This is a genomic window from Siminovitchia sp. FSL W7-1587, from assembly GCF_037963795.1.
GTDB classification, from domain to species: Bacteria; Bacillota; Bacilli; order Bacillales; family Bacillaceae_C; genus Siminovitchia; species Siminovitchia thermophila.
Window position 1 is genome coordinate 3,895,482 of the sequence record NZ_CP150169.1, and the last position, 21,937, is coordinate 3,917,418.

Here is a 21,937-nt window from a genome sequence, read left to right on the forward strand (position 1 = left end):
TATTTTTTACCCTTATTGTCCAAGTTCATTTAGGGGCTAATTAGCATACGCACTTTTCAGTGTCAGTGATTTACTTTGGGATTTGGGGAGTTGCACGATGATGGTTGGCGTTGGACGAAAACGGATATTTTCTTGCCATTTTTTTTTGCGTTGCTGCTCCTTTATGACGAATCTATTGTTTTCTTTATTGACTGTCAGCCTATGCTTTTTTAATGTATGTCCTTGCATTTGAACGTGTATTTGATCATCAGGCGAGTCGGAAATAGCGATATTTAACTCATCGAGTGTCACTTCGATATGTGGCATTGCTTTATATTCACCTATTGTGATGGTCTCAGCCGGTTCTTTCATAAAAAGAATTATGGCTACGGTGATGACGCTAAGCAATAGCACAAATAGGATTTTTCGGATCATTTATGCCACATCCTTTACATCAATGTTGCGGAATGATAAATAAGCAATGCCAATTCCACACAACGCTAATATGATTGGAATGATGACGACATTCGCTAAGCTGAATGAGGCACCGCCATTTGAAACCGTTGAGTTCATCAAAAAAGCGATGATGACAGCAGATGTAATCGTAGTGGCGGTCGATTTTTTCCGCATACCGAAAAATAACGGAATTAATGAGATAGCGCCCATCATGAACGCGTTCGTCACTGTATTTGGCAATGTCGCCCATAAATCTTGTGGTGTGACCGTGCCTTCAAATAACCCGAGTGATGGCTGTAAAAAGTATGTGATGATTTGCATGAGCCAAATGCCAGCAAATAAACTTCCTGTTGTAAATAAGTAAGCGAGGATTAATTTGGCAAATAAAAGTTTTTTACGCTTTATAGGATAGGTAAACAATACTTGCATCGTTTTCGTACGAAACTCGGAAATGATCAAGCGAGATAAAATAACACTGCCCAAAATGATAAATGTAATATTCGAAAAAATCTGTATGAGTGACATAAATTCTTGAAATGAACCCATAGCCCCGTCAACATCATTTTTTGAAGCTAATGAAATGAAAGCCACAAAGCCATAAATGCCAATCACACAAGAGAAAAAGTTTGTAAAATATCGTGCCATACGATGTTTGCGCCATTCTAATTTAATTAAATCAAGCATGCTGTTTCCCTCCATTAATACGATTGACAAAGTATTCTTCCAACGATTTTTGCACCGTTTCAACCTCTTCTACATCAATACCTTGCATGATTAAATGCTTTGTTAATGTGGATGGTTTTTCATTTATTTGTTGAATATGCAAGGTTCTAGCATTCACGACTCGCACCTTAGCGTTGAATGTTTCCTCTAATAATCGTTTCGCTTTGTTCGTGTCACTTACAACCATTTCTATCGTTGATTGTTGTTGATCACGCAGGGAATGCATCGAAATTTCCTCCATTAATTCACCTTGATGTAATACGCCAATCGTATCTGCAATGGATTCGATCTCTGAAACGATATGGCTTGAAATTAAAATGGTCATGCCATATTGCTGATTTAATGTGACAAGCAGCTCTCTTACTTCTTTAATGCCGATGGGATCCAGCCCGTTAATGGGCTCATCTAAAATCAGCATTTTCGGTTTGGTAACAATGGCGCGCCCAATTGCCAGACGTTGACGCATACCGAGAGAAAATTTCTTTACTTTTTTCTTTTCAATTTGCTGCAAGCCTACAATGTCTAACACTTTTTTTATATGGCTTTGGTCTTTATAACCCATATAAGCACAATGCATTTGCAAGTTTTCTTGTGCGGTTAGTTCCTCATAAAAAATCGGATATTCAATAAGGCTGCCGATGTTTTTTAGATATTCATAAGATGTTGGTATAATAGGTTGATTTTGAATGAAAATTTTCCCGGATGTTGGTTTCACTAAATTTAAGAGCATTTTCATCAACGTCGTTTTTCCAGCCCCATTTGGACCGAGAAAGCCATAAATTTCTCCTTCTTTAATATTCATACTTACTTGATTAATGACAGATTCAAGCTTAAACTGTTTTGTCAATTGCTGTGTTTCAATTATGTTTTTCATACATAAGCCTCCCGTTTCATTGCTTAAGACAATCGTAAAAGATGAAAGTAAAAAGAAAGTAAATAAGCAGGAAAATGTAAGTAATTTTTACTGAAAAGGATAGGTATGGATGAAAAAACTTGTTAGGATAGAAAGAGAAGAGAGGGAAACGCATGAAAGATGATGCAAACATTTTAATAGTGGATGATGAAGCGGGCATTTTAAAAATGCTTGACATCACATTGCAAAAAGAGCATTTTACACATATTACAACAGCGTCAACGAAAGCAGAGGCGCTGCAAGCGATAACGGGTCAAAACTTCGATGTTATTTTGTTGGATGTCATGTTGCCAGACGGGGATGGCTTTGCATTATGTTCAGCTATTCGTCAGCAAACAACAGCACCGATTCTATTTATTAGCGCGCGTTCCAGTGATTTTGATAAATTAACCGGACTCAGTGTGGGCGGCGATGATTATATTACAAAGCCTTTTAATCCACTGGAAGTTGTGGCAAGAATACGGGCGATTTTACGCCGTCAGCGTGTATACGAAAAAAAAGCAGATCAACCTGAAATGAAAAGCTATATATATGACACATTCACATTTTCACCAGATAAGGCTGTATTAACTGTGCATGGGAAAATCGTTCAAGCTACTGCCAAAGAGCTGAAATTACTGCATTTCTTTTGTGAAAATCCAAACCGCGTGTTTACGACTTCACAAATTTATGAGCGTGTATGGGGAGAAGATGTGTTTGGGGAAGAAAAAACCGTCACGATTCATATCGCAAAGCTGCGTAAAAAGTTGGGTGATCATACGAGGAAGCCAAGTATTATCGTGAATTTGCGAGGGATTGGCTATAAATTTATTCCGCCAACAGGTGATGATTCATGAAAATCCAACAACGCTTTATTCAGCATTTATTATTGGGCTTTGTCTTTTGGCTATTTTTCCTGGCGTTTATTGTTCCACTTGCGATGGAAGGAATTTTGCCGAAGCTGGGGTTTGGCGATGAACGTTATGAATGGTTTGTAGCGGTTGTTATTGGCTTTGTTACAGTCGTATGGCTCATATGGTTCGGCTGGTATTTTGGCAGCCCCTTATTACTCGTGATGAAATGGATTGGCCAACTTGAGAATGAAGACTTTTCACCCCTTAAAGAGCGGCATAAAGTGTATAAGCGCAAAGGGAAATTTAAAATGCGCTTTCGCGTATATCAAGAAGTGATCACTCAACTTGATCATATGCGGGCACAATTGCAAAAAGCAAAGGTCGAGCGCGCACAAGTGGAGGAAGCGAAACGCGACTGGATTGCGGGCATTTCACATGATTTGAAAACACCTTTAACCTATATTAAAGGCTATTCCACATTATTATTAAATCCTGATTATGAGTGGTCAAAAGAGGAACAGCGAAATTTCATTCAAGAAATTGATGATAAGGGGACGCATATGGAGCAACTAGTGCAAGACTTGAATTTAGCGCTGCGCTTTGATGGCTCACAGTCTGTACCCATTCGTACAACAACACAAAATATAGTATCGTTTGTTCAACATGTGATAGCCGATACGAGCAATGATTTGCGCGCACAAAAGCACCAATTTGAATTGCAAACGGAAATACAGGATGCAGCTATGACATTTGATCCGCATTTATTAAAGCGGGCACTCCATAATATTTATTTGAATGCAGTCATCCATAATGAACAACCTGTCATGATTTCAACAACGATTGAAAGACAACAAAATGTGGTAATGATACGTATCCAAGATAACGGGGTAGGGATGACAGAGGAAACACAACAAAATCTATTTAATCGTTATTATCGTGGCACGACGACCGAACATAATTCTGAAGGAACAGGCTTAGGCATGGCGATTGTGAAAAGTTTGATTGAAGCGCATGAAGGCACGATTTTAGTTGAGAGTGCCCTACAGCAAGGTACAACATTCACTATAACATTACCGGTTGTAAAATAGTGCAGAAAGCGAAGCTTACATATAAGTGTAACAGGCTGACATGCGTTATGGGCAAGCAAAATAACAAAGGAATAGGGAAAGGTGACACACCATTTAAAGTCGAGGGTGAGTGCATGCAGGCAGGATTTTAAAAATGCGCATATTTTCCAAAGTGACAGCGAACATTAAGGCCCTTTTTAACTATATCTATACCCGCAAGTAAGAGTGGGTATGGCTTTCCTTTTTGATTCAATTGGCTACATCTAGATCAGTTTCCTATTCAGAAACAGGCCATATTACTTTGCAGCACAAGCCCTTTCCAGCAGCTTCGCCATGAGTGGAAAGGGGCGCGTATCCTAACCATAGGGCCAGTGTTTTGGAGGCACAACGGTTGCCTTACTGAACTCATTGACACGCCAGCTTAGTCAATGAGTTTCACTTTTATTCTTTTTTTCTTAGGGCCTTTATTTTGAATTTTTATGATAGAAAAATCCCCAATATCTTTTGTGTTTTTCACATGCGTTCCTCCGCAGGCTTGTTCGTCGATATTGTCAATTTGAACAATTCTAATTTTATGAAGTTGCTGTGGCAAAAGGTTGATGACCGTTTTAATAGCTCCTTCCTTTTTCTCCTCCTCTTTTCTGCTAATGATTGTAGTATGAACATCGTGCGGTTGTGCTAATACGTTTTTAAGCGATTGATCGAGTTGTTCAAACGGAACGGTTTCGATTACATCGGCTGGAAAAGCCAACTCTATTCTGGCATACTCTTTTTCAATGTGGCTGCTCGTAGCCAATGCTTTGTAATGTTGGTAAATATATCCGGCAATCACATGTAATAATGTATGATATCGCATATTTCGAAACCGCCAAGGCCAATCAATCTTCATGATTACTGGACTACTTCTACTTTGTAATGGGCGATCAAGCTCGTGAACAATTTCTCCATTTTCTTTTCTAATGTTTACGACTTTGTAAGCTTGTCCCTCCTGTTGCATCAACCCTTTATCGCATGGCTGGCCGCCTCCTCCCGGGTAAAAAATGGTTTGATTGAATGAGACAAACCGTCCATCCATTGAAACGATGTTGGCTTGACATTCTTTCAGAAAGCTATTTTCTACATATAGTTCTACTGCCAAATGACAACCTCCTCTGCAATATATGAAACTGTCGTGTAGCCAATGATCACTCCAAAAATCATTAACATGGCATGGCACCTAGTCCGCGGTCAAACCAATGCATATGTTTTTGATAAAATGTTCGAAAATAACGATTGGAAATCAGTGTTGCCAGCAAAATAAACCACAGACTCACAGCAAAAATGATTTCTCCGCCATAAATCCATCTCAACCACCCCGAAGTATTTGCATCTATAAATTGTGAAAAAATACTTAGAAAAAACAAGGCAGATTTGGGATTTAAGACGTTGCATAAAAATCCTTGCCAAAAACTTTTCCTTCATGTAGTTGGTGCCGCAGATTGGTAAGAGACAACAGGAGAAGCTTCAGGTTTTGCCCGCGATCGAATACCTTGAAAACCTAACCACAGTAAATATCCTGCGCCAAGAAGTTTAACGAATTGAAAGAGCATCGGCCATTTTTCCAATAAAATCGTAAACCCTAAAATGGTATAAGTAATGTGGACAATAAGTGTACAAGAAATTCCCAATGCCGTGAAGATCCCGTTTTTTCTCCCCAACATTAAACTGTTTTTCACTACGACAACAAAGTCCGGACCAGGAGATAACCCGGCTAAAATCCCCACCAAAAAAACTTCCGCATACACTATTATTCACCTTGCTTTTTCTCGTTCTGAACAATGTAATTGCATAAGTCATCCTTACGCCAAAGTGCATCAAGCTGTTCATGGCCAAATTTGTTGCCCACTATTTTCATCATCATATCGTGGCGTATATATTCTTTTGCTAAAAGAATGAGCATCGTATCTTTCGTTTGAATGGCTTGTGGAATCTGGCCATCTATAAAACCTGCAATTAATACTTCTTCATGATCTCTAATCACAATAGATAATCTTTGCCCCATTCGCTGTTTTTCAATCGTAGAGGTATGTTTGTGATGATAAAAAGATTTGCCGAAAGAGTCCGTTTCTTGATCTGTAAAGAGCACTGAATACATTTCTTTTCCGTTTTTACATTGTGTTTCTGCAGTCGTTTGTAAATCCCCCAGTTCATCTTCCCATAAAGAAAGCCAAATCTCTTCATATGCACCGTTCATTAGTTTTTTCATAGCATTTAAAATATATTTTCGACCTTCTAAATGTTGGATGACTTCGACCTTTACCGGTTTTTCAATAGTGCTCAGTTCTCTTTCTAAAAAATCAAAGGTTTCTTCCGCTTGTTTTTTTCGATTCATCACGAGTTCTTTTACAGGTATTGGAACATAAGTCGGTGGATCGGTTCGTAATTCCAAGATCGCTTCCTTTGCTACTAATTTTTCAACTACCGCATAAACCATTGATCGGGGAACACCGCTTTTTTTACTAATTTCATATCCAGTCAATGGGGACTTTGCGAGCAGTGCCATATAAGCCTTTGCTTCATTCTTTGAAAAACCAATCTCTTCAAATTTGTCTATAACATGTTCCAAGGTACCCCTCCTATATAGTAGTAATATCTATTATGACTATAATGAAGGTGTATCATGTTGTCAATGGCAGACAGATGTCGGACAACTAATTCACAAAGCAACATGCTAAAACATGGGGAAATAATGGTACCTGTAATCATGGTGGTTTCGTAAAGTTTGCGAAATCATTGTTATTTTTGTAGTAAAATTAATGTAGATCATTTGTGGAATGAGGGCATGTAACGATGCAGGAAAATATTTTGCTTATTGAAGATGACGAGTCGATTCGTGAAATGGTTACAACGTATTTAACGAAAGAGGGCTTCCGTATGCTGCATGCATCTGATGGAGAAGAAGCGATGAAGTTGTTTTATACACACTCTTTTGACTTGATTCTCTTGGATTTAATGTTGCCGAAAATGAATGGAATGGACTGTTTAAAAGAAATAAGGGAACAGAGTCTCGTTCCTGTTCTGATCCTATCCGCCAAAGATAGTGATGTCGATAAAGCGCTGGGATTGGGCTTTGGCGCAGATGATTATATCGCTAAGCCCTTTTCGATGATCGAACTGCTGGCCCGGGTAAAAGCCGCACTCAGAAGGGCCGGTTATTCCAGTAAAAAAGAGAATGTTCATCAACCGATTATTCACGTTCATGAGCTTGAGCTTGATATGGACAATTTCCTTGTCAGCAAACATGGGGTATCTATTCAATTAACATCAAAAGAATGGGAAATATTAAAGCTATTTGTTTTGCATCCAACAAAAGTATTTACGAAAGAGCAAATATACCGGTCTGTTTGGAATGAAGAATATTATGGGGATGCAAACATTATTAATGTGCATATAAGCCGGTTGAGGGAAAAAATAGAAGACAATCCATCCAATCCAAAGTATATCAAGACCCTTTGGGGCATTGGATACAGGCTTGGGGAGTTTTAACATGAACGTTGTGTTGCTGGCCATTATATGTGTATTGGTTGCTTTTATCATTGTACAACAGCAACAAAAGAAAACGAGGAATAAACACCTAATGTATATGGCCAAAAAAATCAACAGTATATTAAGCCAGGATTCCAAAGAGCAACTTTTATTGCTGACAGACGATCAAGAATTGAGAGCGTTATTGATAGAAATCAATCTTTTATTAGATAAGCAACAACGTGAAAGGGCCATGTTTGAAAAATCAAGACACTCCATGAAGAGAATGTTGGCAAACATTTCACATGACTTAAAAACGCCATTAACGGTTGTGTTGGGCTATATCGAAACGCTGAAAAATGATCAAAACATCGCTCTAAAAGAAAGGGAAAGGCGATTGCGCCATGTCGAGAAAAAAACGCTGGAAATCATTCAATTCATGAATGCTTTTTTTGACCTGGCCAAATTAGAATCCGGCGATAAACAAATCCAATTAACAAAAATCAATATGATTGAAGTGTGTAAACAAAATATACTTTCATTCTATGATTTTGTAGAAGCAAATGGCCTTGAAGTGGATCTCCAACTCCCTGAGGAGCCCGTATATGTATTGGGCAATAAGGAGGCCCTGGATCGGATTTTGCACAATTTATTGTCCAATGCCATTCGCTATGGCGGGGACGGGAATGTGGTTGGCTTAGCTTTGTTCTATGACGATAAACAGGTATATGTCGAAGTGTGGGACAAAGGAAAGGGGATAGCGGAGCAAGAGCAGGATCAAGTATTTGAAAGAATGTTTACATTGGAAGAGTCAAGAAACAAAGCATTTCAAGGAAGCGGTTTGGGATTGACCATTACAAAAAGGCTTGTGGAAAAAATGAACGGAAAAATACACTTGCATAGTATACCGAATGAAAAGACAACCTTTACAATCACATTCAAGCGATTTACCTATTGACAACTTAAGAAATTCTTAAGGTTTCAGAAAGAAAAAAGAAACAGCCGGTTGTTAAGATAGAAAGCAGCAACCAAACTACTGAATGGAGTCAGGAAGGATGAACTGTGTGTATATCGTTAAGACCCGCAACTTGACGAAATGTTTTCAAGGACAAGAAGTTGTCTCAAATGTCAGCATGAATATTAAGAAAGGAGAAATTTACGGATTTCTCGGACCAAATGGCGCCGGAAAAACAACTATCATGAAAATGCTGACAAACTTGGTTAAGCCGACATCCGGAGAGATTGAAATATTTGGTCAAGTGCTAACATCTTCGTCATATGACGTGTTGGGAAGAATGGGCAGCATGATTGAATATCCCATTTTTTACGAAAAATTGACAGCTAGGGAAAATTTGGAGCTTCATTGTGAATACATGGGTTACCATCATCATCATGCCATTGAAGAAGCGTTGGACATGGTGAATTTAAAACATGTCGACAACAAATCCATCTCGCAATTTTCACTCGGCATGAAGCAGCGGCTGGGCATCGCCAGAGCCATTATCACCAGGCCGGAATTGTTGATTCTTGATGAACCGATTAATGGGCTCGATCCCATCGGGATCAAAGAGATCAGACATTTATTTCTTGTACTATGCAAAGAGTACGGGATCACGTTGTTAGTTTCCAGTCACATATTGGCTGAAATCGAGCAAATGGCCGATACGATCGGAGTGATAAGCAAGGGAAGATTGATTACCGAAGTGTCTATGGAGAAATTAAAAGGGGAAAACACGGAATATATTGAGTTGGTGACAACCAATCCGACACAAGCATGTGTTGTCCTTGAAGATAAGCTGCAGATTACCAATTTTAAAATTATCCAACAAAGAATGATTCGTATTTATGAGCAAGGTATATCCCAAACAGACATCTCTAAGACAATGATTCTAAATGGGATCGAAATTGAATCCATCAATAAACAAGTAACTTCGTTGGAAGAATATTTTTTGGCATTAATCAACAAAGAAGAAAGCACATCCGGGTAAATTGATTACACATTGTACGAGGTGATTGTTCATTGTTTACATTAATGAAATTGGAATTAAAGAAATTCAAATTAGGATGGTATGTGAAGGGAGTCATTATTGCGAACATCCTTATTGCAGCATTGCTCGTTTGCATCGGTTATGTAGAAAAACTGGAAGGAAACGTCGGGATTTCAAGCTATGATGAAGCTTTCTTAATTGCGGGTACGTTGGTAAGGGCTACGTTTATTATCTTTGCCGCAGTATTAATTACAAAGTTCATTATTGAAGAATTTAAAAATAAAACAACCAATGTCCTTTTTACATATCCCGTTCCCAGGAAGAAGTTTATAGTAGTCAAATTATGGATCATTGGTTTATTAACTTTTATCACGATTTTCATTTCCAATGTGTTTGTGCTTGTTTCCATTATCGTCTTTGATTCATATTTTGAGTTTATCCCGGGAACCTTTTCTACAGCTGCTTTAGGCCAACAACTGTTGAGTATGGTCACGTTCGCGTTTGCTGCAGCGGGAACCAGTTTAATCCCGCTATATTTCGGAATGCGCAAATATTCGGTTCCGACAACCATAATATCGTCTATTTTAATCGTTTCTCTTATCAGTTCGCATAACCCAGTTTTCTCTACAGCTTCCATTGTTTATATTCCGCTCTTCCTTGCGGTGATCGGCATTGTCATCGCCTTTTGGTCAATCAGAAATATCGAAAAGGTCGATATGATTTAATGCGCGGATCTCATGTACTGGCTGTTGCGGGTGTTTACTCAAGAGAGAGCTGTTGAATCTGCACGAGTTTGTTTTTTTAACAATATAAGTGGACCTGCCACTTTTTATCCGGCATGTAAGGTGCCGTAAGACTCCCACTTCAAGACCTGAGTCGATACCAAATGGTCTAAGTGTGAGAAAACGGCACCTAAATGCCCGATTGGTTCAACTAATGGAAGAAAACTTCTACTGAATGAAGTTTCACTTTATCCGGCATGTAAGGTGCCGTATACACCACTTCAAAATCTTGAGTGGATACAAAAGTCCAAGTGGTAGAAAACGGCACCTAAATGCCCGATTGGTTCAACTAATGGAAGAAAACTTCTACTGAATGAAGTTTCACTTTATTGAATAAAGGAGCTTTGTTTGTATGAAAGACAATCAGCAAATGAAAAAATGCGGGTTTCTGTCTGACGATCCGAATGTAAAAGTAATACCGATTATGATTTCCTTGAACGTGGGGGCTTTTTTGTAGTGTTAAACGAAACGCTCTTCAATATTGCCTTTACTACAACGTTGATGCAAGAATTTCACATTTCATTACGGACATTTCCATGGATGGTTACAGGTTTTATGTTGGTGATGGGGATTGTCATTCCTGTCTCTGTCTTATTATTGCAATGGTGGTTCACAACTAGACAATTATTATTAGGGATGATACTCATTTTTACGGTTGGTACAGTCATCAGTGCTGCAGCGTACACTTTTCCGATTTTATTAGTTGGACGTTTAATCCAGGCTGCCGGAACAGGATGGGTTATGCCTATTTTTTACTGAATAAAGGAGATTTGTATGAAAGACAATCAACAAATGAAAAAGTACGAGTTTCTGGCTGACGATCCGAATGTAAAAGTAATGCCGATCATGATCTCTTTGATCGTGGGTGCTTTTTTTGCGCTGTTAAACGAAACGTTATTAAATATTGCCCTTACGACGTTGATGGAAGAATTTCACATTTCGTTGCCAACAGTCCAATGGATGGTTACAGGTTTCATGTTGGTGATGGGGATCGTTATTCCGGTCTCTGCCTTATTATTGCAATGGTTCACAACTAGACAATTATTTTTGGGGACGATGATCGTTTTTACGGTTGGCACAGTCATCAGTGCTGCTGCGCCCACTTTTCCGATTTTATTAGTTGGACGCTTAATCCAGGCTGCTGGAACAGGATTGCTTATGCCCATTATCTTTAATGTGTTTTTATTGGTTTTTCCGCCGGAAAGACGAGGAAAGGTGATGGGGGTTATCGGTCTTGTCATGATGTTTGCTCCTGCTATTGGACCAACTTTGTCGGGTGTCATTGTAGAATACTTGGGATGGCGCTTTTTATTTATCATTGTGATTCCATTCGCTTTATTCTCGATCGCATTTGCTTATAAATATCTCATGAATGTGTCGGAAGTGACGAAACCGAAGATTGATATCCCGTCCATTGCGTTCTCAACCATTGGATTTGGCGCCATTATTTATGGGTTTAGCGCGATGGGAGAAAGTGAGGGCGGATTTTTCAGCGCAACTGTCTATATTCCAATCATTGCCGGAGTTGTAGGTATCGCTTTATTTTCCATCAGACAGCTAAAACTGGATGAACCGGTAATGAATTTAAGGGTTTTTAAATACCCGATGTATACACACGCGGTTTTGATGTTCTTAATTATTATGATGGCCATGTTTGCTTCCGAAATCATTTTACCGATTTATATGCAAGGACCGCTGGCTTTAACGGCAGCCACCGCAGGACTCGTTTTACTGCCTGGGAGTATATTGAATGGGGCAATGGCGCCGTTCATGGGTCATTTATTTGATAAATTTGGCCCGCGCGTGTTGATGATCCCTGCCACGATTGTGTTGAGCGGAACGATGTTGATGATGAGCAGATTACATACGGATACGCCTCTATGGGTAGTCATCGTTGGGTATATTCTATTGATGCTATCGGTTTCGGCCATCATGATGCCTGCGGAGACAAATGGCTTAAATCAGCTGCCAAAACATTTGTATCCGCATGGGACTGCCGTGATGACAACATTGCAGCCGGTGGCCGGGGCTATCGGCGTCTCGGTGTTTATTAGCATCATGAACACAAGACAGCTTCACTTTTTGCAACATGCAAATAATCCCCAGGATTCCGCCACTATTCACCAGGCGATGGTGGCTGGGGTTGAACTCGTATACTTCATTGCTTTTATGATGTCGGTAGCAGCGGTGATCTTGGCGTTTATTGTGTATCGTGCCGTATCGGAAAAAGATGTTGCTGAATGATCGATATAATTGTGTGAAACAACTCAGTATCTCGTCATCACGTGATTGCGTTTTTCTAATAGAGTTGGATCGATCATGATGGTACAGAAGCAAAAAGAATGTTGTAAGAGGGTGGGTGCTGGGAAACACTCTGACAGAGATCGGAGTGTTTTTCTTATTCGCGGATGAAAGGGTAGGTCACCATTATAGACTGTTACATTTCAGCTTTTTTATTTTTATGCTATATGTGCCTGTTTTTATTTTTCGCAATAGACCTAATTTTTTTATTATGCTAGGATGACGTTATCTCGTATAGAGATTTTGAAAAACAATATGATAAAGGAAGGATGCAAGGATATGCTGAATAATGAAAAAAAAGACCCTATGATATTTGACATTCATGTGGCTGAGGGAAGCCATTATGAGGTAGGAAAACAGCGGGCCATTACTTTAAAAGAGAATTATCCGGAAGATATCTCTTATTTTATTAGTCCCATGGAAGGACGGGACTATATATCTCCGGCAATTGCCCATAAGAGAATGATGTTAATAGATAAAATATGTCCCGGTTTTGTGGATGAAATCCAAGGGTTTGCTGATGTAGTAGGGATAGAATCCGAAAAAATAATTGGTTACGCGAATTCATATCACGACTCTCCTCATTGCTGCCAATTTGCGGTGCTCCCTTCAAACACGAGCGATGGACATTTTTATGTGGGAAGGAGCTATGAATATTTCGTAAGGGATGAAAGAAGCTTATGCATTACCCGGGTAACTGGAAAGCCAAAGCATATTGGTTTTTCGCTGCAAAATGCGGGCAGAATGGACGGCATGAATGAATATGGACTCGTTGTTTCCATGTCCAGTACCGCCTACTTGAAACCTCTCGCTGGAAACGGCTGCGAGTTTTGGGTTGCCATTCGTGCCATTTTAGACCGCTGTAAAGATGTTTATGAAGCGAAATGTTTGCTTGAAGAAATCCCGTTGTGTACGAATGCGAACTTTTTAGTAGCAGATGCTTCGCATCATGCATCTGTTTTTGAGGTGGCAAGTTTTTCAACCGACAAGAAAAGAATTTCCGAACGGAAACCTTTTGGTGATGTATTAGTCGCCACCAATCACTATACAAGCCCAGAAATGAAAGAATTTGATGAATATCATTTTTGGCATTCCGAAATGCGTTATTCTTCCGTGTGGAATTCATTATTGCGAGAAGCCCCTTATTTGAATGATGAAAAGATAAGGAAGCTGCTTTCTACATGCTATCCAGATGGTCCCTGTTGCCATTTTTATTCCAGTGGAATGGGTACACTTAGAAGCATGGTATTTGATATAACTGAAAAAAACCTGAAGGTTAGCTTTGGTCCGCCAGACAAAAATCCTTGGTATGAAGTTGATTTTGACGCGCCAATCGGTCTTGAAGAGATTGTATGCGAATATGATGATGTGAAAATAGAGAATCCAGAGCAATTTTGGAGAGAAATTTATTAATCGTTTGCGGAAGCGGGCTACTGGATAGAGGGACTGGAGTGAACTGCGTGGGAAAGAAAACGGGGCGGCCCATGATGGGTTCCCCGTTTTTGTTTGGGATAAGTGTTTGTCTTGAACCAAAGCCACCAAGTAACAGGTGGAAAAATCATCATGTTCATCAAAAAGAAAAAGCCGCTAATGGAAATCGTTTAACTCTTTAATATGATATTTTTTCATCTTGTAATAGAGAGCAGAGCGGCTAATATGTAATAGTTTGGCGGCCTCTGTTCGATTTCCGTTTGCTGTAGTAAGGGCTTGAATAATCAGTTTTTTCTCCGTATCATCCATTATTTTTTTAGCATTGGACAAGTTGTTTTTATGATGATTGCTTTCCGCTTTAATTGTTTTTCTTTCTTTTGGGAGATCTAGAAGTATATTCTCGGGAAGAATCCATTGTTTATTGCAAAAGTGAAAAGCACGCTCTAAAATATTTTCTAACTCTCTTATGTTCCCTGGCCAATGATAGTCTTTTAACATGAGCAATGCTTCGGGTGTGACCCCGCGAATTTTTTTATTCATTTTCTGATTGAATTTTTGGATAAAATAGTCACAAAGATAGGGAATGTCTTCTTTCCTTTCTCTCAATGGCGGAAGGTGTAGATGAATGACATTAATTCGATAATATAAATCTGCCCTAAATGTTCCCGCTTGTACCATACTAAGTAAATCTCTATTAGTCGCGGAAATGATTCTTGCATCTGTATAAATGGTGTTTGTGCCGCCGATCCGTTCGAATTTTTTATCTTGAAGAACACGTAACAGCTTTACTTGTAAAGAAATCGGCATATCTCCAATTTCATCCAGAAACAGCGTCCCTTCATTGGCAAGATCGAATTTTCCTGCCTTGCCGTCTTTTTTTGCCCCCGTAAAGGCTCCTTCTTCATAACCGAAAAGTTCAGATTCCAGTAAGTCAACGGGAATGGCGGCGCAATTAATTTTGACAAATTGTCCCGTTCTGCCGGAAGCATTGTGAATACCTTGGGCAAATAATTCTTTTCCTGTCCCGCTTTCACCTGTCATTAATATATTAGAAAATCCTTTGGCAGCAACATGAGCATTACTTTTTAAGCTTTGAATGAGTGGACTGGATGAAATGATGTGATTAAAATGTGCTTCTTGTTCGGAGACTTCCTTTAATTTGCTCCGATAGTAAGATATTTCTGTTTCCAGCCGATCCATGTGATGAAATAAATCTTTCCATAATTCTAGTTGTCTAAAGATGATTTTAATGATGATTCCAATATTTTCATTATTTCGATATATCGGTGTTTGCGTCACTACAGATTTATAGCCGTTGATATGTATGTATTCACCTTCTATTTGTTTTCTTTGTTTAATACTTTTTTCGCTTGGTATTTCAGGAGCGATGGTTTCTATCGGTTTTCCGATTAGTTCATTCTCATGGTGGTAATCCAGTAATTCTAAAAAGCCTTGATTCACTTTCATGATCTTTCCGTTTGGGTCTGTGATGACTATGCCGTCGTAGGCGGCTTCCAAAGCACTGTCGAGCATTTTTTCAATTCTTTTTGTTGTTTCCAATTCACTGGCGATTTTTTCATATTTTGAAACATTTTCTAAAACGATCATGACTCCGTTTATTTGTCCCCACGCTTTAATGGGGATAAAAGAACTGATATATGTGGTGTTGTTGATCACGGTGTTTTCAAAGTCGATTAATTGATCTGTTTGAATGACATCTACAATATGTTGCGTTAGCTCGGGAAGAAAATGCCCAATATGTGTACCAATACTATTTTCGTTCGATGATCCAATGATTTTTTTCGCTGAATGATTAAGGGTTGTAATCGTGAGGTTTAGATCGACCGAAATGATCATCGTTTGCAGGTTGTTCATTAAATTATTTAACTTCTTTGATAAATGTTGTGTTTCCGCCACGAGTCCTTGAAATATATTAGCTCTGGAAATAATCCCGACAACATGGTTGCGATCATCAACAACGACGGCATGGGCGACTTTCAGATTCACTAGCTTCTCTCTTGAACGATAAATGTTATCGTTTTGATTTAATGTGATGGGATTGTAAATGATGGCCTCTTTAACGGGGTGATGAATGTCGTTTGTCGTTAAGAGCAAACGATATAATGAATATTTGGTCACAATCCCGATCAGGCGGCGCTTTTCTACGACACAAGCAATATCCTGATGCTTTTTTAAAAATAAACTTAACACATCTTTTATCTTGTGGTGTTTGGATAAAGAAATGAAGTTTGTAGAAAGGATTTTTTTCACTTTCATTATGACACCTTCTTCCCCATTCATGTCTCATTTATCCCGCATGTAAGGTGCCGTAAGACTCCCACTTCAAAATCTGAGTTGATACAAAAGGTCTAAGTGGTAGAAAACGGCACCTAAATGCCCGATTGGTTCAACTAACATTCAGTAGGAGATTAAAGAAAACTCCTACTAAATGAAGTTTCACTTTATCCCGCATGTAAGGTGCCGTAAGACTCCCACTTCAAAATCTGAGTTGATACAAAAGGTCCAAGTGGTAGAAAACGGCACCTAAATGCCCGATTGGTTCAACTAACATTCAGTAGGAGCCCTACTGAATGAAGTTTCACTTTATAATCAAATATACAATAAACGACACAATTGTACAAATATTAAAACAAATGAGCGGAACGTTTTTGAACAGGGGAGAGGCTATCTTCTGGGCTTTGTTCTATGTTATCTATTTGGCATGTAAATTGCATTTTATATTTGCAACTAGCTCATTTGCAACAACACTTTATGCAAAGTGAGGGGAGAAGAGGATGGCATATGAAACCGTTTTATATGAACAAAGTGATCATGTTGTAAAAATACAATTAAACCTCCCGAAATTAAGGAATCCATTGACAGAACAGCTGGCGGGAGATTTGGTGAACGCTATTCGAAGAGCTGATCGGGACAAAACAGTTCGGGCCATTGTTGTTACTGGCAGTGGAAAAGCATTCTCGGCAGGTGGTAACTTGAAAGAGTTTAAAGAGAACTTTGTGAAGCCGGTGCCACAATTATATGATGAGGGAATAAAAAGTAATGAATTATTTCGGTTAGGGGCCGAGGTTTCAACTCCCATTATTACGGCTGTAAATGGCCCGGCTTTGGGTGGCGGGACGGGTTTGGCAGCAATGAGCCATATCGCCATTGCTTCAGATCAGGCCACACTTGGTTTAACTGAATTGCGATTAGGATTAGTCCCTTTTGTGATATTACCGTGGGTTCGGCGTGCTGTTGGGGAAAGAAAAGTAATGGAAATGATGCTCACAGCGAAAGTGTTATCTGCAAAGGAAGCCGAGGAAGTAAATCTTGTTCATAAAGTCGTTCCGCACGCTCAATTAGAGGAAGAGACTTGGAAAGTAGCAGAAACGATCTGTTCGTATAGCCCCCTTGCAGTAAGATTGGCATTGGATGCATTTTATACAACAGAACAAATAGATTTGGCTAAGTCGTTTGATTTATTATCGACACTTCGCTTGGTATCATTTCGCAGTGAAGATTTAAAAGAAGGAGCTTCAGCCTTTTTAGAAAAACGGAAACCGGAATGGAAAGGTAAATAGTGAGGAGGAAAATAAAAATGAAGGCATATGCACCAATGGGTGGTACTGTATGGAAGATTCAAGTTGGCGAAGGAGATCTAGTGAATAAAGGTGATGCTTTGATTATTTTGGAGTCCATGAAAATGGAAATTCCAGTGGAAGCACCGCTGGACGGAAAAGTATCGAAAATAAATGTACAGGAAGGAGATTTTGTTCAGGAAAATGATGTAGTCGTAGAAATGGAATAACGAGTACTTGAAAGGATGACCTTACTTGAAATCAATCAGAGTAGGTGCTGCCCAAGGATTTTATGGAGATTCAGTAGATGGCGCCATAGCCAACGCAAAGTATGGAAATGTCGATTATTTGGCTTTTGATGCTTTAGCTGAATTAACGATGGCCATTCTTGCCAAAGATAAAGACAAAAATCCGGATATGGGGTATACACGTGATTTATATCTATATATGAAAGCGCTTTTACCTTATGTAAAAAAGAAAAGGTTTAAAATACTGACGAATGCAGGCGGGTTAAATCCAAAAGGGGCACAAGCAATCGTATTGCAGATGGCAAAGGAACTGGGCATAACGGATTTGAAAGTCGCGGTGGTCACCGGTGATAACATTTTATCCGATATTGATCCATTAAAGGAAAAAGGGGTCTTTTTTCAAGATGTGGAGACCAAGCGGCCTTTAGCGAAAAATATTCAAGAAAGATTGCTGTTTGCCAATGCTTACCTTGGAGCGCAACCGTTAGTGGAGGCGTTAAGGCAAGGGGCTGATATTGTAATTAGTGGCCGGACAACGGATACTGCGCAGTTTTTAGCTCCGTTGATATATGAATTTGGCTGGCTGGAAGATGAATGGGACCGGTTGGCAAGCGGCGTTTTTATGGGACATTTGTTAGAATGTTCCGCTCAGTCGACGGGAGGAAATTTTATCGGCGGTTGGCAAGAGGTAGATGGGTATGAAACGATTGGCTACCCCATTGCCGAAGTCAATGAGATCGGGGAATTCGTCATCAGTAAGGTGGAAGAGTGTGGCGGGATCGTGAACAAGAAAACGATCAAAGAACAAATGCTATATGAAATTCATGATCCGGCGGCATATGTGACACCGGATGTTGTGATGGATGTGACAAATGTCCAGTTAGAAGAAATCGCGCCCCATAAAGTGAAGGTAACAGGTGTAAAAGGGAAAGAAAAACCGGCAGATTTAAAAGTCGTGATGGGATATGCGGACGGCTTTTTGGGGCAAGTGCTTATTGGCTATTGTTGGCCCGACGCATTACAAAAGGCAAAGTTGGCCGAGCAAATTATTTACCGGCAGATGGAAAGAAAAAAGCTTGAATTTGATGGAATCCGAGCGGATTATGTCGGCTATAACTCTTTGCATGGACCTCTGTCTCATGAGCCGGAAGGAGAGCTGAATGAAATATACTTGCGCATGGCTGTAAAATCCGAAAGCAAGCAAAAGGCGGATTCTTTCTTTCGCTTATTTCCGCCGCTGGGATTAAACGGCCCGCCATCCATGTCATATATCGGGAATATACCGACGAGACAGCAAATTGGTATGTGGTCATCTCTTATACCGAGAACGTTGGTTGAAGAGAGGGTAACAGTTGAAGTAAAGGAGGTGTGATATTTAGTGGCTAAGGTCAAGTTAAAAGAAATTGCCCATGCTCGTTCAGGAGATAAAGGAAATACGGTGAATATCGCGGTATTTGCCAATCACAAAGATTACTATCCCCTTCTTGTTGAACAAATGACTGTTGCTAGAATGACAGCTTTTTTTAAAGGCCTTGTGTTAGGGGAGATCAATCGGTATGAACTTCCAAATATTGAAGCGTTAAATTTCGTTTGTTATGAAGCGTTGGATGGTGGAGGTTCTTCTTCGATGCGGATTGATCATTTAGGAAAATGCTTTGGATCGAATATTTTACGTTTTGAAATAGAAGTTCCTGATTCATTTAACGTGAAGTGAGGGGGAAAAGCAAGGTGATGAATCGATGAATTATGCGCCCTATTTTACAGAGGAACATCGTTTATTGAGAAAAACAATTCGGCAATTTTTAGAGAAAGAGGTGACGCCATTTTTAGGCGAATGGGAGGAAAAAGGTGAATTTCCAAGAGAGATTCTACAAAGGATGGGCGAGCTTGGTTTTTTAGGCCTCCGCTATCCGAAAGAGGCCGGCGGGCAAGGATGGGATTATTTCGCGGGAGTTATTTTGGCGGAAGAGTTAAGTCGCACGGGCTTTGGCGGTTTTCCAATGGCGATCGGTGTCCAAACCGATATGGCGACCCCACCAATACTAGAGTTTGGTAATGAGGAGCAAAAGGAGCGTTTTTTAAAACCGGCTCTTCAAGGTGAAAAGCTGGCGGCCATTGGTATTTCGGAACCTAATCATGGCTCTGATGTCGCATCGATTCAGACGAGAGCGGTGAAAGACGGGAATGATTGGGTCATTAATGGAGCAAAAATGTTTATTACAAATGGGCCGCGAGCTGATTTCATTACTCTTGTCGTTCGCACGTCTGATGCGCCAGGGTATAAAGGGCTGAGCATGATTCTTGTTGAGATGGATAGGCCGGGAATTACGGTGAGTAAAAAACTAGATAAGGTCGGTATGAGGTCAAGTGATACAGCCGAAATTGTGTTTGAAAATGTCCGAGTTCCTTTGGACAATATACTTGGAAAAGAAGGGAACGGATTTGCTCAAATTATGTGGGAGTTGCAAGGTGAAAGAATGATCTCCGCCGCCGGCTCGATCGGGATATCCGAATATGCGTATGAATATGCTTATCGTTATGCAAAAGAGCGAAAACAATTTGGACAGCCAATCGCCAATTTCCAAGTGATCAGCCATTTGCTTGTCGACATGAAAACAGAAATCGAAGTGTGTAAAGAAATGACGTATGCACTTGCTTACCGCTTTTCAAAAGGTGAAATTCCGAGTAAAGAAATTTCAATGGTTAAAATGGCGGCTGCGCAAACAGCTCATTGGGTGGCGGATCGCGCTTTGCAAATATTAGGCGGAAACGGCTATATGATGGAATATCCGATTCAGCGAGTTTGGCGGGACACCCGGCTGCATCGAATAGGCGCCGGAACAGACGAGGTTATGAAAGAAATTATCGCAAAACAACTGGGATTAGAAGAATATTGAAGGGGTGTGCCAGGGTGAAGCATTGGATGTTTCAAGAAGAACATGAGATCTTCCGCAAGGCGGTGCGCCGCTTTGTCGACAAGGAAATATCTCCACATATCGAGCGCTGGGAACAAGAGGGCCAAGTTCCGAGAAGCCTGTTTAAAAGGTGTGGGGAGCTTGGATATTTAGGAATTAAATACCCGGAAGAATACGGTGGAATGGGTTCGGATTTCATTATGGAAACCGTCTTTGTGGAGGAGTTAATGAATTGTGGTTCGGGAGGAGTAAGCGCCTCGATCGGCGGCCATGTCGGAATTGCCTCTACACCCATTTGGCGGTTTGGCAATGAGGAACAAAAGAGAAAGTACTTAATTCCGTCTGTAAAAGGAGAGATGGTGGCGGCATTGGGCATTACAGAGCCATATGCAGGAAGCGATGTCGCGTCTATACAATCAACTGCCAAAAAGCAAGAAGAGTACTATATTTTAAATGGAACAAAGACATTTATTACAAATGGGGCAAATGCCGATTATGTTGTCGTCGCGGCCAAAACGCGGGAGCGTCCCGTTCACGAAAATATAAGCCTGTTCATCGTTGAAACCGACTGGGAAGGCTTTTCAATTGGAAAGAAGCTGCAAAAGTTAGGATGGCGGGGCTCGGACACTGCGGAGCTGTTCTTTGAAAACGTGAAAATACCAAAAGAAAATTTACTCGGAAAAGAAAATGAAGGCTTTAAATATTTAATGGAAAACTTTCAGTGGGAGCGCCTTACTCTTGCTTTATCGAGCATTGCTTTAGCGGAAAAGGCGCTAGAAGAGGCGATGAAGTATAGCAAAGAACGCATTCAATTTGGGAAGCCGATCCGCCAGTTCCAAGTGTTGCGCCACAAAATGGTTGACATGGCTGTCGATATCGAAAAGGCAAGATATATCACATACCGTGCCATTTACAACTATAACAAAGGTGAAAATGTCATAACCGAAGCAACGATGGCAAAAGCTTATGCGGGCGAAATGGTTAGTAGAGTATGTGATGAAGCTGTGCAAATCCACGGCGGAAACGGCTATATGATGGAATTTCCTGTACAGCGTTACTGGCGGGATGCAAGAATTCAAGCGATCGGCGGCGGTACGACGGAAATCATGAAGGAGATTTTAGTGAAGCAACTTGATATATAGATATAAGGAAGATGGCGTTAACTTTGTTACTATTCGAGAATATATGGAGGTGCACCTCAAGGGAAATTAGCCCGGTT

At 40.1% G+C, this 21,937-nt stretch carries 21 protein-coding genes and 1 pseudogene; 15 read left to right on the forward strand and 7 right to left on the reverse strand.

Annotation, left to right across the window (positions count from 1 at the left end):
* Positions 1–36: 36 nt before the first annotated feature.
* From NST31_RS18320 to NST31_RS18330, 3 genes are read right to left on the reverse strand one after another with little or no spacing between them, the layout of a single operon-like run.
* Positions 37–414, reverse strand: coding sequence for a DUF4097 family beta strand repeat-containing protein (locus NST31_RS18320; protein ID WP_339162493.1), 378 nt, complete (start codon positions 412–414; stop codon positions 37–39).
* Entirely contained in the window at positions 415–1,119 is a 705-nt protein-coding gene (locus NST31_RS18325) for an ABC transporter permease (RefSeq protein WP_339162495.1), read from the reverse strand.
* The gene (locus NST31_RS18330; protein WP_339162497.1) at positions 1,112–2,032 is read right to left on the reverse strand and encodes an ABC transporter ATP-binding protein; all 921 of its coding nucleotides are present in this window, start codon (positions 2,030–2,032) and stop codon (positions 1,112–1,114) included. The genes NST31_RS18325 and NST31_RS18330 overlap by 8 nt, the downstream gene beginning before the upstream one ends.
* Before the next feature lie 152 nt (positions 2,033–2,184).
* On the opposite strand from NST31_RS18330, the gene NST31_RS18335 reads away from it, so the two are divergent.
* Both NST31_RS18335 and NST31_RS18340 read left to right on the forward strand, forming a co-directional pair.
* Entirely contained in the window at positions 2,185–2,907 is a 723-nt protein-coding gene (locus NST31_RS18335) for a response regulator transcription factor (RefSeq protein WP_205178345.1), read from the forward strand.
* Positions 2,904–3,992, forward strand: coding sequence for a HAMP domain-containing sensor histidine kinase (locus NST31_RS18340; protein WP_205178343.1), 1,089 nt, complete (start codon positions 2,904–2,906; stop codon positions 3,990–3,992). The genes NST31_RS18335 and NST31_RS18340 overlap by 4 nt, the downstream gene beginning before the upstream one ends.
* Before the next feature lie 400 nt (positions 3,993–4,392).
* Here NST31_RS18340 and NST31_RS18345 read toward each other — a convergent pair whose 3' ends face one another.
* From NST31_RS18345 to NST31_RS18355, 3 genes and pseudogenes are all read right to left on the reverse strand, one after another.
* Positions 4,393–5,109 carry an alanyl-tRNA editing protein gene (locus tag NST31_RS18345; RefSeq protein ID WP_205178340.1) on the reverse strand — a complete coding sequence of 239 codons (717 nt, stop codon included), beginning with the start codon at positions 5,107–5,109 and terminating at the stop codon, positions 4,393–4,395.
* Positions 5,110–5,170: 61 nt separating this feature from the next.
* Positions 5,171–5,671 (reverse strand): annotated as a pseudogene (locus tag NST31_RS18350) (LysE family transporter).
* Positions 5,672–5,757: 86 nt separating this feature from the next.
* Positions 5,758–6,576, reverse strand: a complete 819-nt coding sequence (locus tag NST31_RS18355) for a TrmB family transcriptional regulator (RefSeq protein ID WP_205178338.1) — start codon at positions 6,574–6,576, stop codon at positions 5,758–5,760.
* 224 nt (positions 6,577–6,800) lie between these two features.
* Between NST31_RS18355 and NST31_RS18360 the strand changes: the two genes are divergently transcribed.
* From NST31_RS18360 to NST31_RS18390, 7 genes are all read left to right on the forward strand, one after another.
* Entirely contained in the window at positions 6,801–7,496 is a 696-nt protein-coding gene (locus NST31_RS18360; RefSeq protein ID WP_205178336.1) for a response regulator transcription factor, read from the forward strand.
* A 1-nt stretch (position 7,497) separates the two neighbouring features.
* Positions 7,498–8,433, forward strand: coding sequence for a sensor histidine kinase (locus NST31_RS18365; RefSeq protein ID WP_205178334.1), 936 nt, complete (start codon positions 7,498–7,500; stop codon positions 8,431–8,433).
* Between the two features lie 106 nt (positions 8,434–8,539).
* Entirely contained in the window at positions 8,540–9,463 is a 924-nt protein-coding gene (locus NST31_RS18370) for an ABC transporter ATP-binding protein (RefSeq protein ID WP_328799759.1), read from the forward strand.
* 32 nt (positions 9,464–9,495) lie between these two features.
* On the forward strand, positions 9,496–10,188 hold the full coding sequence (locus NST31_RS18375) for an ABC transporter permease (protein WP_339162503.1): 693 nt from the start codon (positions 9,496–9,498) through the stop codon (positions 10,186–10,188).
* Positions 10,189–10,701: 513 nt separating this feature from the next.
* A complete protein-coding gene (locus NST31_RS18380) occupies positions 10,702–11,004 on the forward strand; it encodes an MFS transporter (protein ID WP_328799758.1) in 303 nt (100 codons plus the stop codon).
* A 15-nt stretch (positions 11,005–11,019) separates the two neighbouring features.
* Positions 11,020–12,489, forward strand: coding sequence for an MDR family MFS transporter (locus NST31_RS18385; RefSeq protein ID WP_205178328.1), 1,470 nt, complete (start codon positions 11,020–11,022; stop codon positions 12,487–12,489).
* Between the two features lie 336 nt (positions 12,490–12,825).
* Positions 12,826–13,959, forward strand: a complete 1,134-nt coding sequence (locus tag NST31_RS18390) for a C45 family peptidase (RefSeq protein WP_205178326.1) — start codon at positions 12,826–12,828, stop codon at positions 13,957–13,959.
* A 174-nt stretch (positions 13,960–14,133) separates the two neighbouring features.
* Here NST31_RS18390 and NST31_RS18395 read toward each other — a convergent pair whose 3' ends face one another.
* The gene (locus NST31_RS18395; RefSeq protein WP_339162506.1) at positions 14,134–16,254 is read right to left on the reverse strand and encodes a sigma 54-interacting transcriptional regulator; all 2,121 of its coding nucleotides are present in this window, start codon (positions 16,252–16,254) and stop codon (positions 14,134–14,136) included.
* Between the two features lie 518 nt (positions 16,255–16,772).
* On the opposite strand from NST31_RS18395, the gene NST31_RS18400 reads away from it, so the two are divergent.
* From NST31_RS18400 to NST31_RS18425, 6 genes are read left to right on the forward strand one after another with little or no spacing between them, the layout of a single operon-like run.
* A complete protein-coding gene (locus tag NST31_RS18400) occupies positions 16,773–17,558 on the forward strand; it encodes an enoyl-CoA hydratase-related protein (protein WP_205178313.1) in 786 nt (261 codons plus the stop codon).
* A gap of 11 nt (positions 17,559–17,569) precedes the next feature.
* Entirely contained in the window at positions 17,570–17,785 is a 216-nt protein-coding gene (locus NST31_RS18405; RefSeq protein ID WP_339165616.1) for a biotin/lipoyl-binding carrier protein, read from the forward strand.
* A 25-nt stretch (positions 17,786–17,810) separates the two neighbouring features.
* Positions 17,811–19,175 carry an acyclic terpene utilization AtuA family protein gene (locus tag NST31_RS18410; RefSeq protein ID WP_339162509.1) on the forward strand — a complete coding sequence of 455 codons (1,365 nt, stop codon included), beginning with the start codon at positions 17,811–17,813 and terminating at the stop codon, positions 19,173–19,175.
* A gap of 6 nt (positions 19,176–19,181) precedes the next feature.
* Positions 19,182–19,517 (forward strand): hypothetical protein, encoded by a 336-nt coding sequence (locus tag NST31_RS18415; protein ID WP_205178307.1) that lies wholly within the window; start codon positions 19,182–19,184, stop codon positions 19,515–19,517.
* Between the two features lie 25 nt (positions 19,518–19,542).
* Entirely contained in the window at positions 19,543–20,700 is a 1,158-nt protein-coding gene (locus tag NST31_RS18420) for an acyl-CoA dehydrogenase family protein (RefSeq protein WP_339162511.1), read from the forward strand.
* Between the two features lie 14 nt (positions 20,701–20,714).
* Positions 20,715–21,860 carry an acyl-CoA dehydrogenase family protein gene (locus NST31_RS18425; RefSeq protein ID WP_339162513.1) on the forward strand — a complete coding sequence of 382 codons (1,146 nt, stop codon included), beginning with the start codon at positions 20,715–20,717 and terminating at the stop codon, positions 21,858–21,860.
* Positions 21,861–21,937 lie beyond the last annotated feature (77 nt).

Excerpts from the sequence above, each read along its gene's own strand:
- NST31_RS18320 (WP_339162493.1), bottom strand. The coding sequence starts at position 414 with ATGATCCGAAAAATCCTATTTGTGCTATTGCTTAGCGTCATCACCGTA.
- NST31_RS18420 (WP_339162511.1), top strand. The coding sequence starts at position 19,543 with ATGAATTATGCGCCCTATTTTACAGAGGAACATCGTTTATTGAGAAAA.
- NST31_RS18395 (WP_339162506.1), bottom strand. The coding sequence starts at position 16,254 with ATGAAAGTGAAAAAAATCCTTTCTACAAACTTCATTTCTTTATCCAAA.
- NST31_RS18360 (WP_205178336.1), top strand. The coding sequence starts at position 6,801 with ATGCAGGAAAATATTTTGCTTATTGAAGATGACGAGTCGATTCGTGAA.
- NST31_RS18390 (WP_205178326.1), top strand. The coding sequence starts at position 12,826 with ATGCTGAATAATGAAAAAAAAGACCCTATGATATTTGACATTCATGTG.
- NST31_RS18325 (WP_339162495.1), bottom strand. The coding sequence starts at position 1,119 with ATGCTTGATTTAATTAAATTAGAATGGCGCAAACATCGTATGGCACGA.
- NST31_RS18330 (WP_339162497.1), bottom strand. The coding sequence starts at position 2,032 with ATGAAAAACATAATTGAAACACAGCAATTGACAAAACAGTTTAAGCTT.
- NST31_RS18335 (WP_205178345.1), top strand. The coding sequence starts at position 2,185 with ATGAAAGATGATGCAAACATTTTAATAGTGGATGATGAAGCGGGCATT.
- NST31_RS18400 (WP_205178313.1), top strand. The coding sequence starts at position 16,773 with ATGGCATATGAAACCGTTTTATATGAACAAAGTGATCATGTTGTAAAA.
- NST31_RS18385 (WP_205178328.1), top strand. The coding sequence starts at position 11,020 with ATGAAAGACAATCAACAAATGAAAAAGTACGAGTTTCTGGCTGACGAT.
- NST31_RS18365 (WP_205178334.1), top strand. The coding sequence starts at position 7,498 with ATGAACGTTGTGTTGCTGGCCATTATATGTGTATTGGTTGCTTTTATC.
- NST31_RS18340 (WP_205178343.1), top strand. The coding sequence starts at position 2,904 with ATGAAAATCCAACAACGCTTTATTCAGCATTTATTATTGGGCTTTGTC.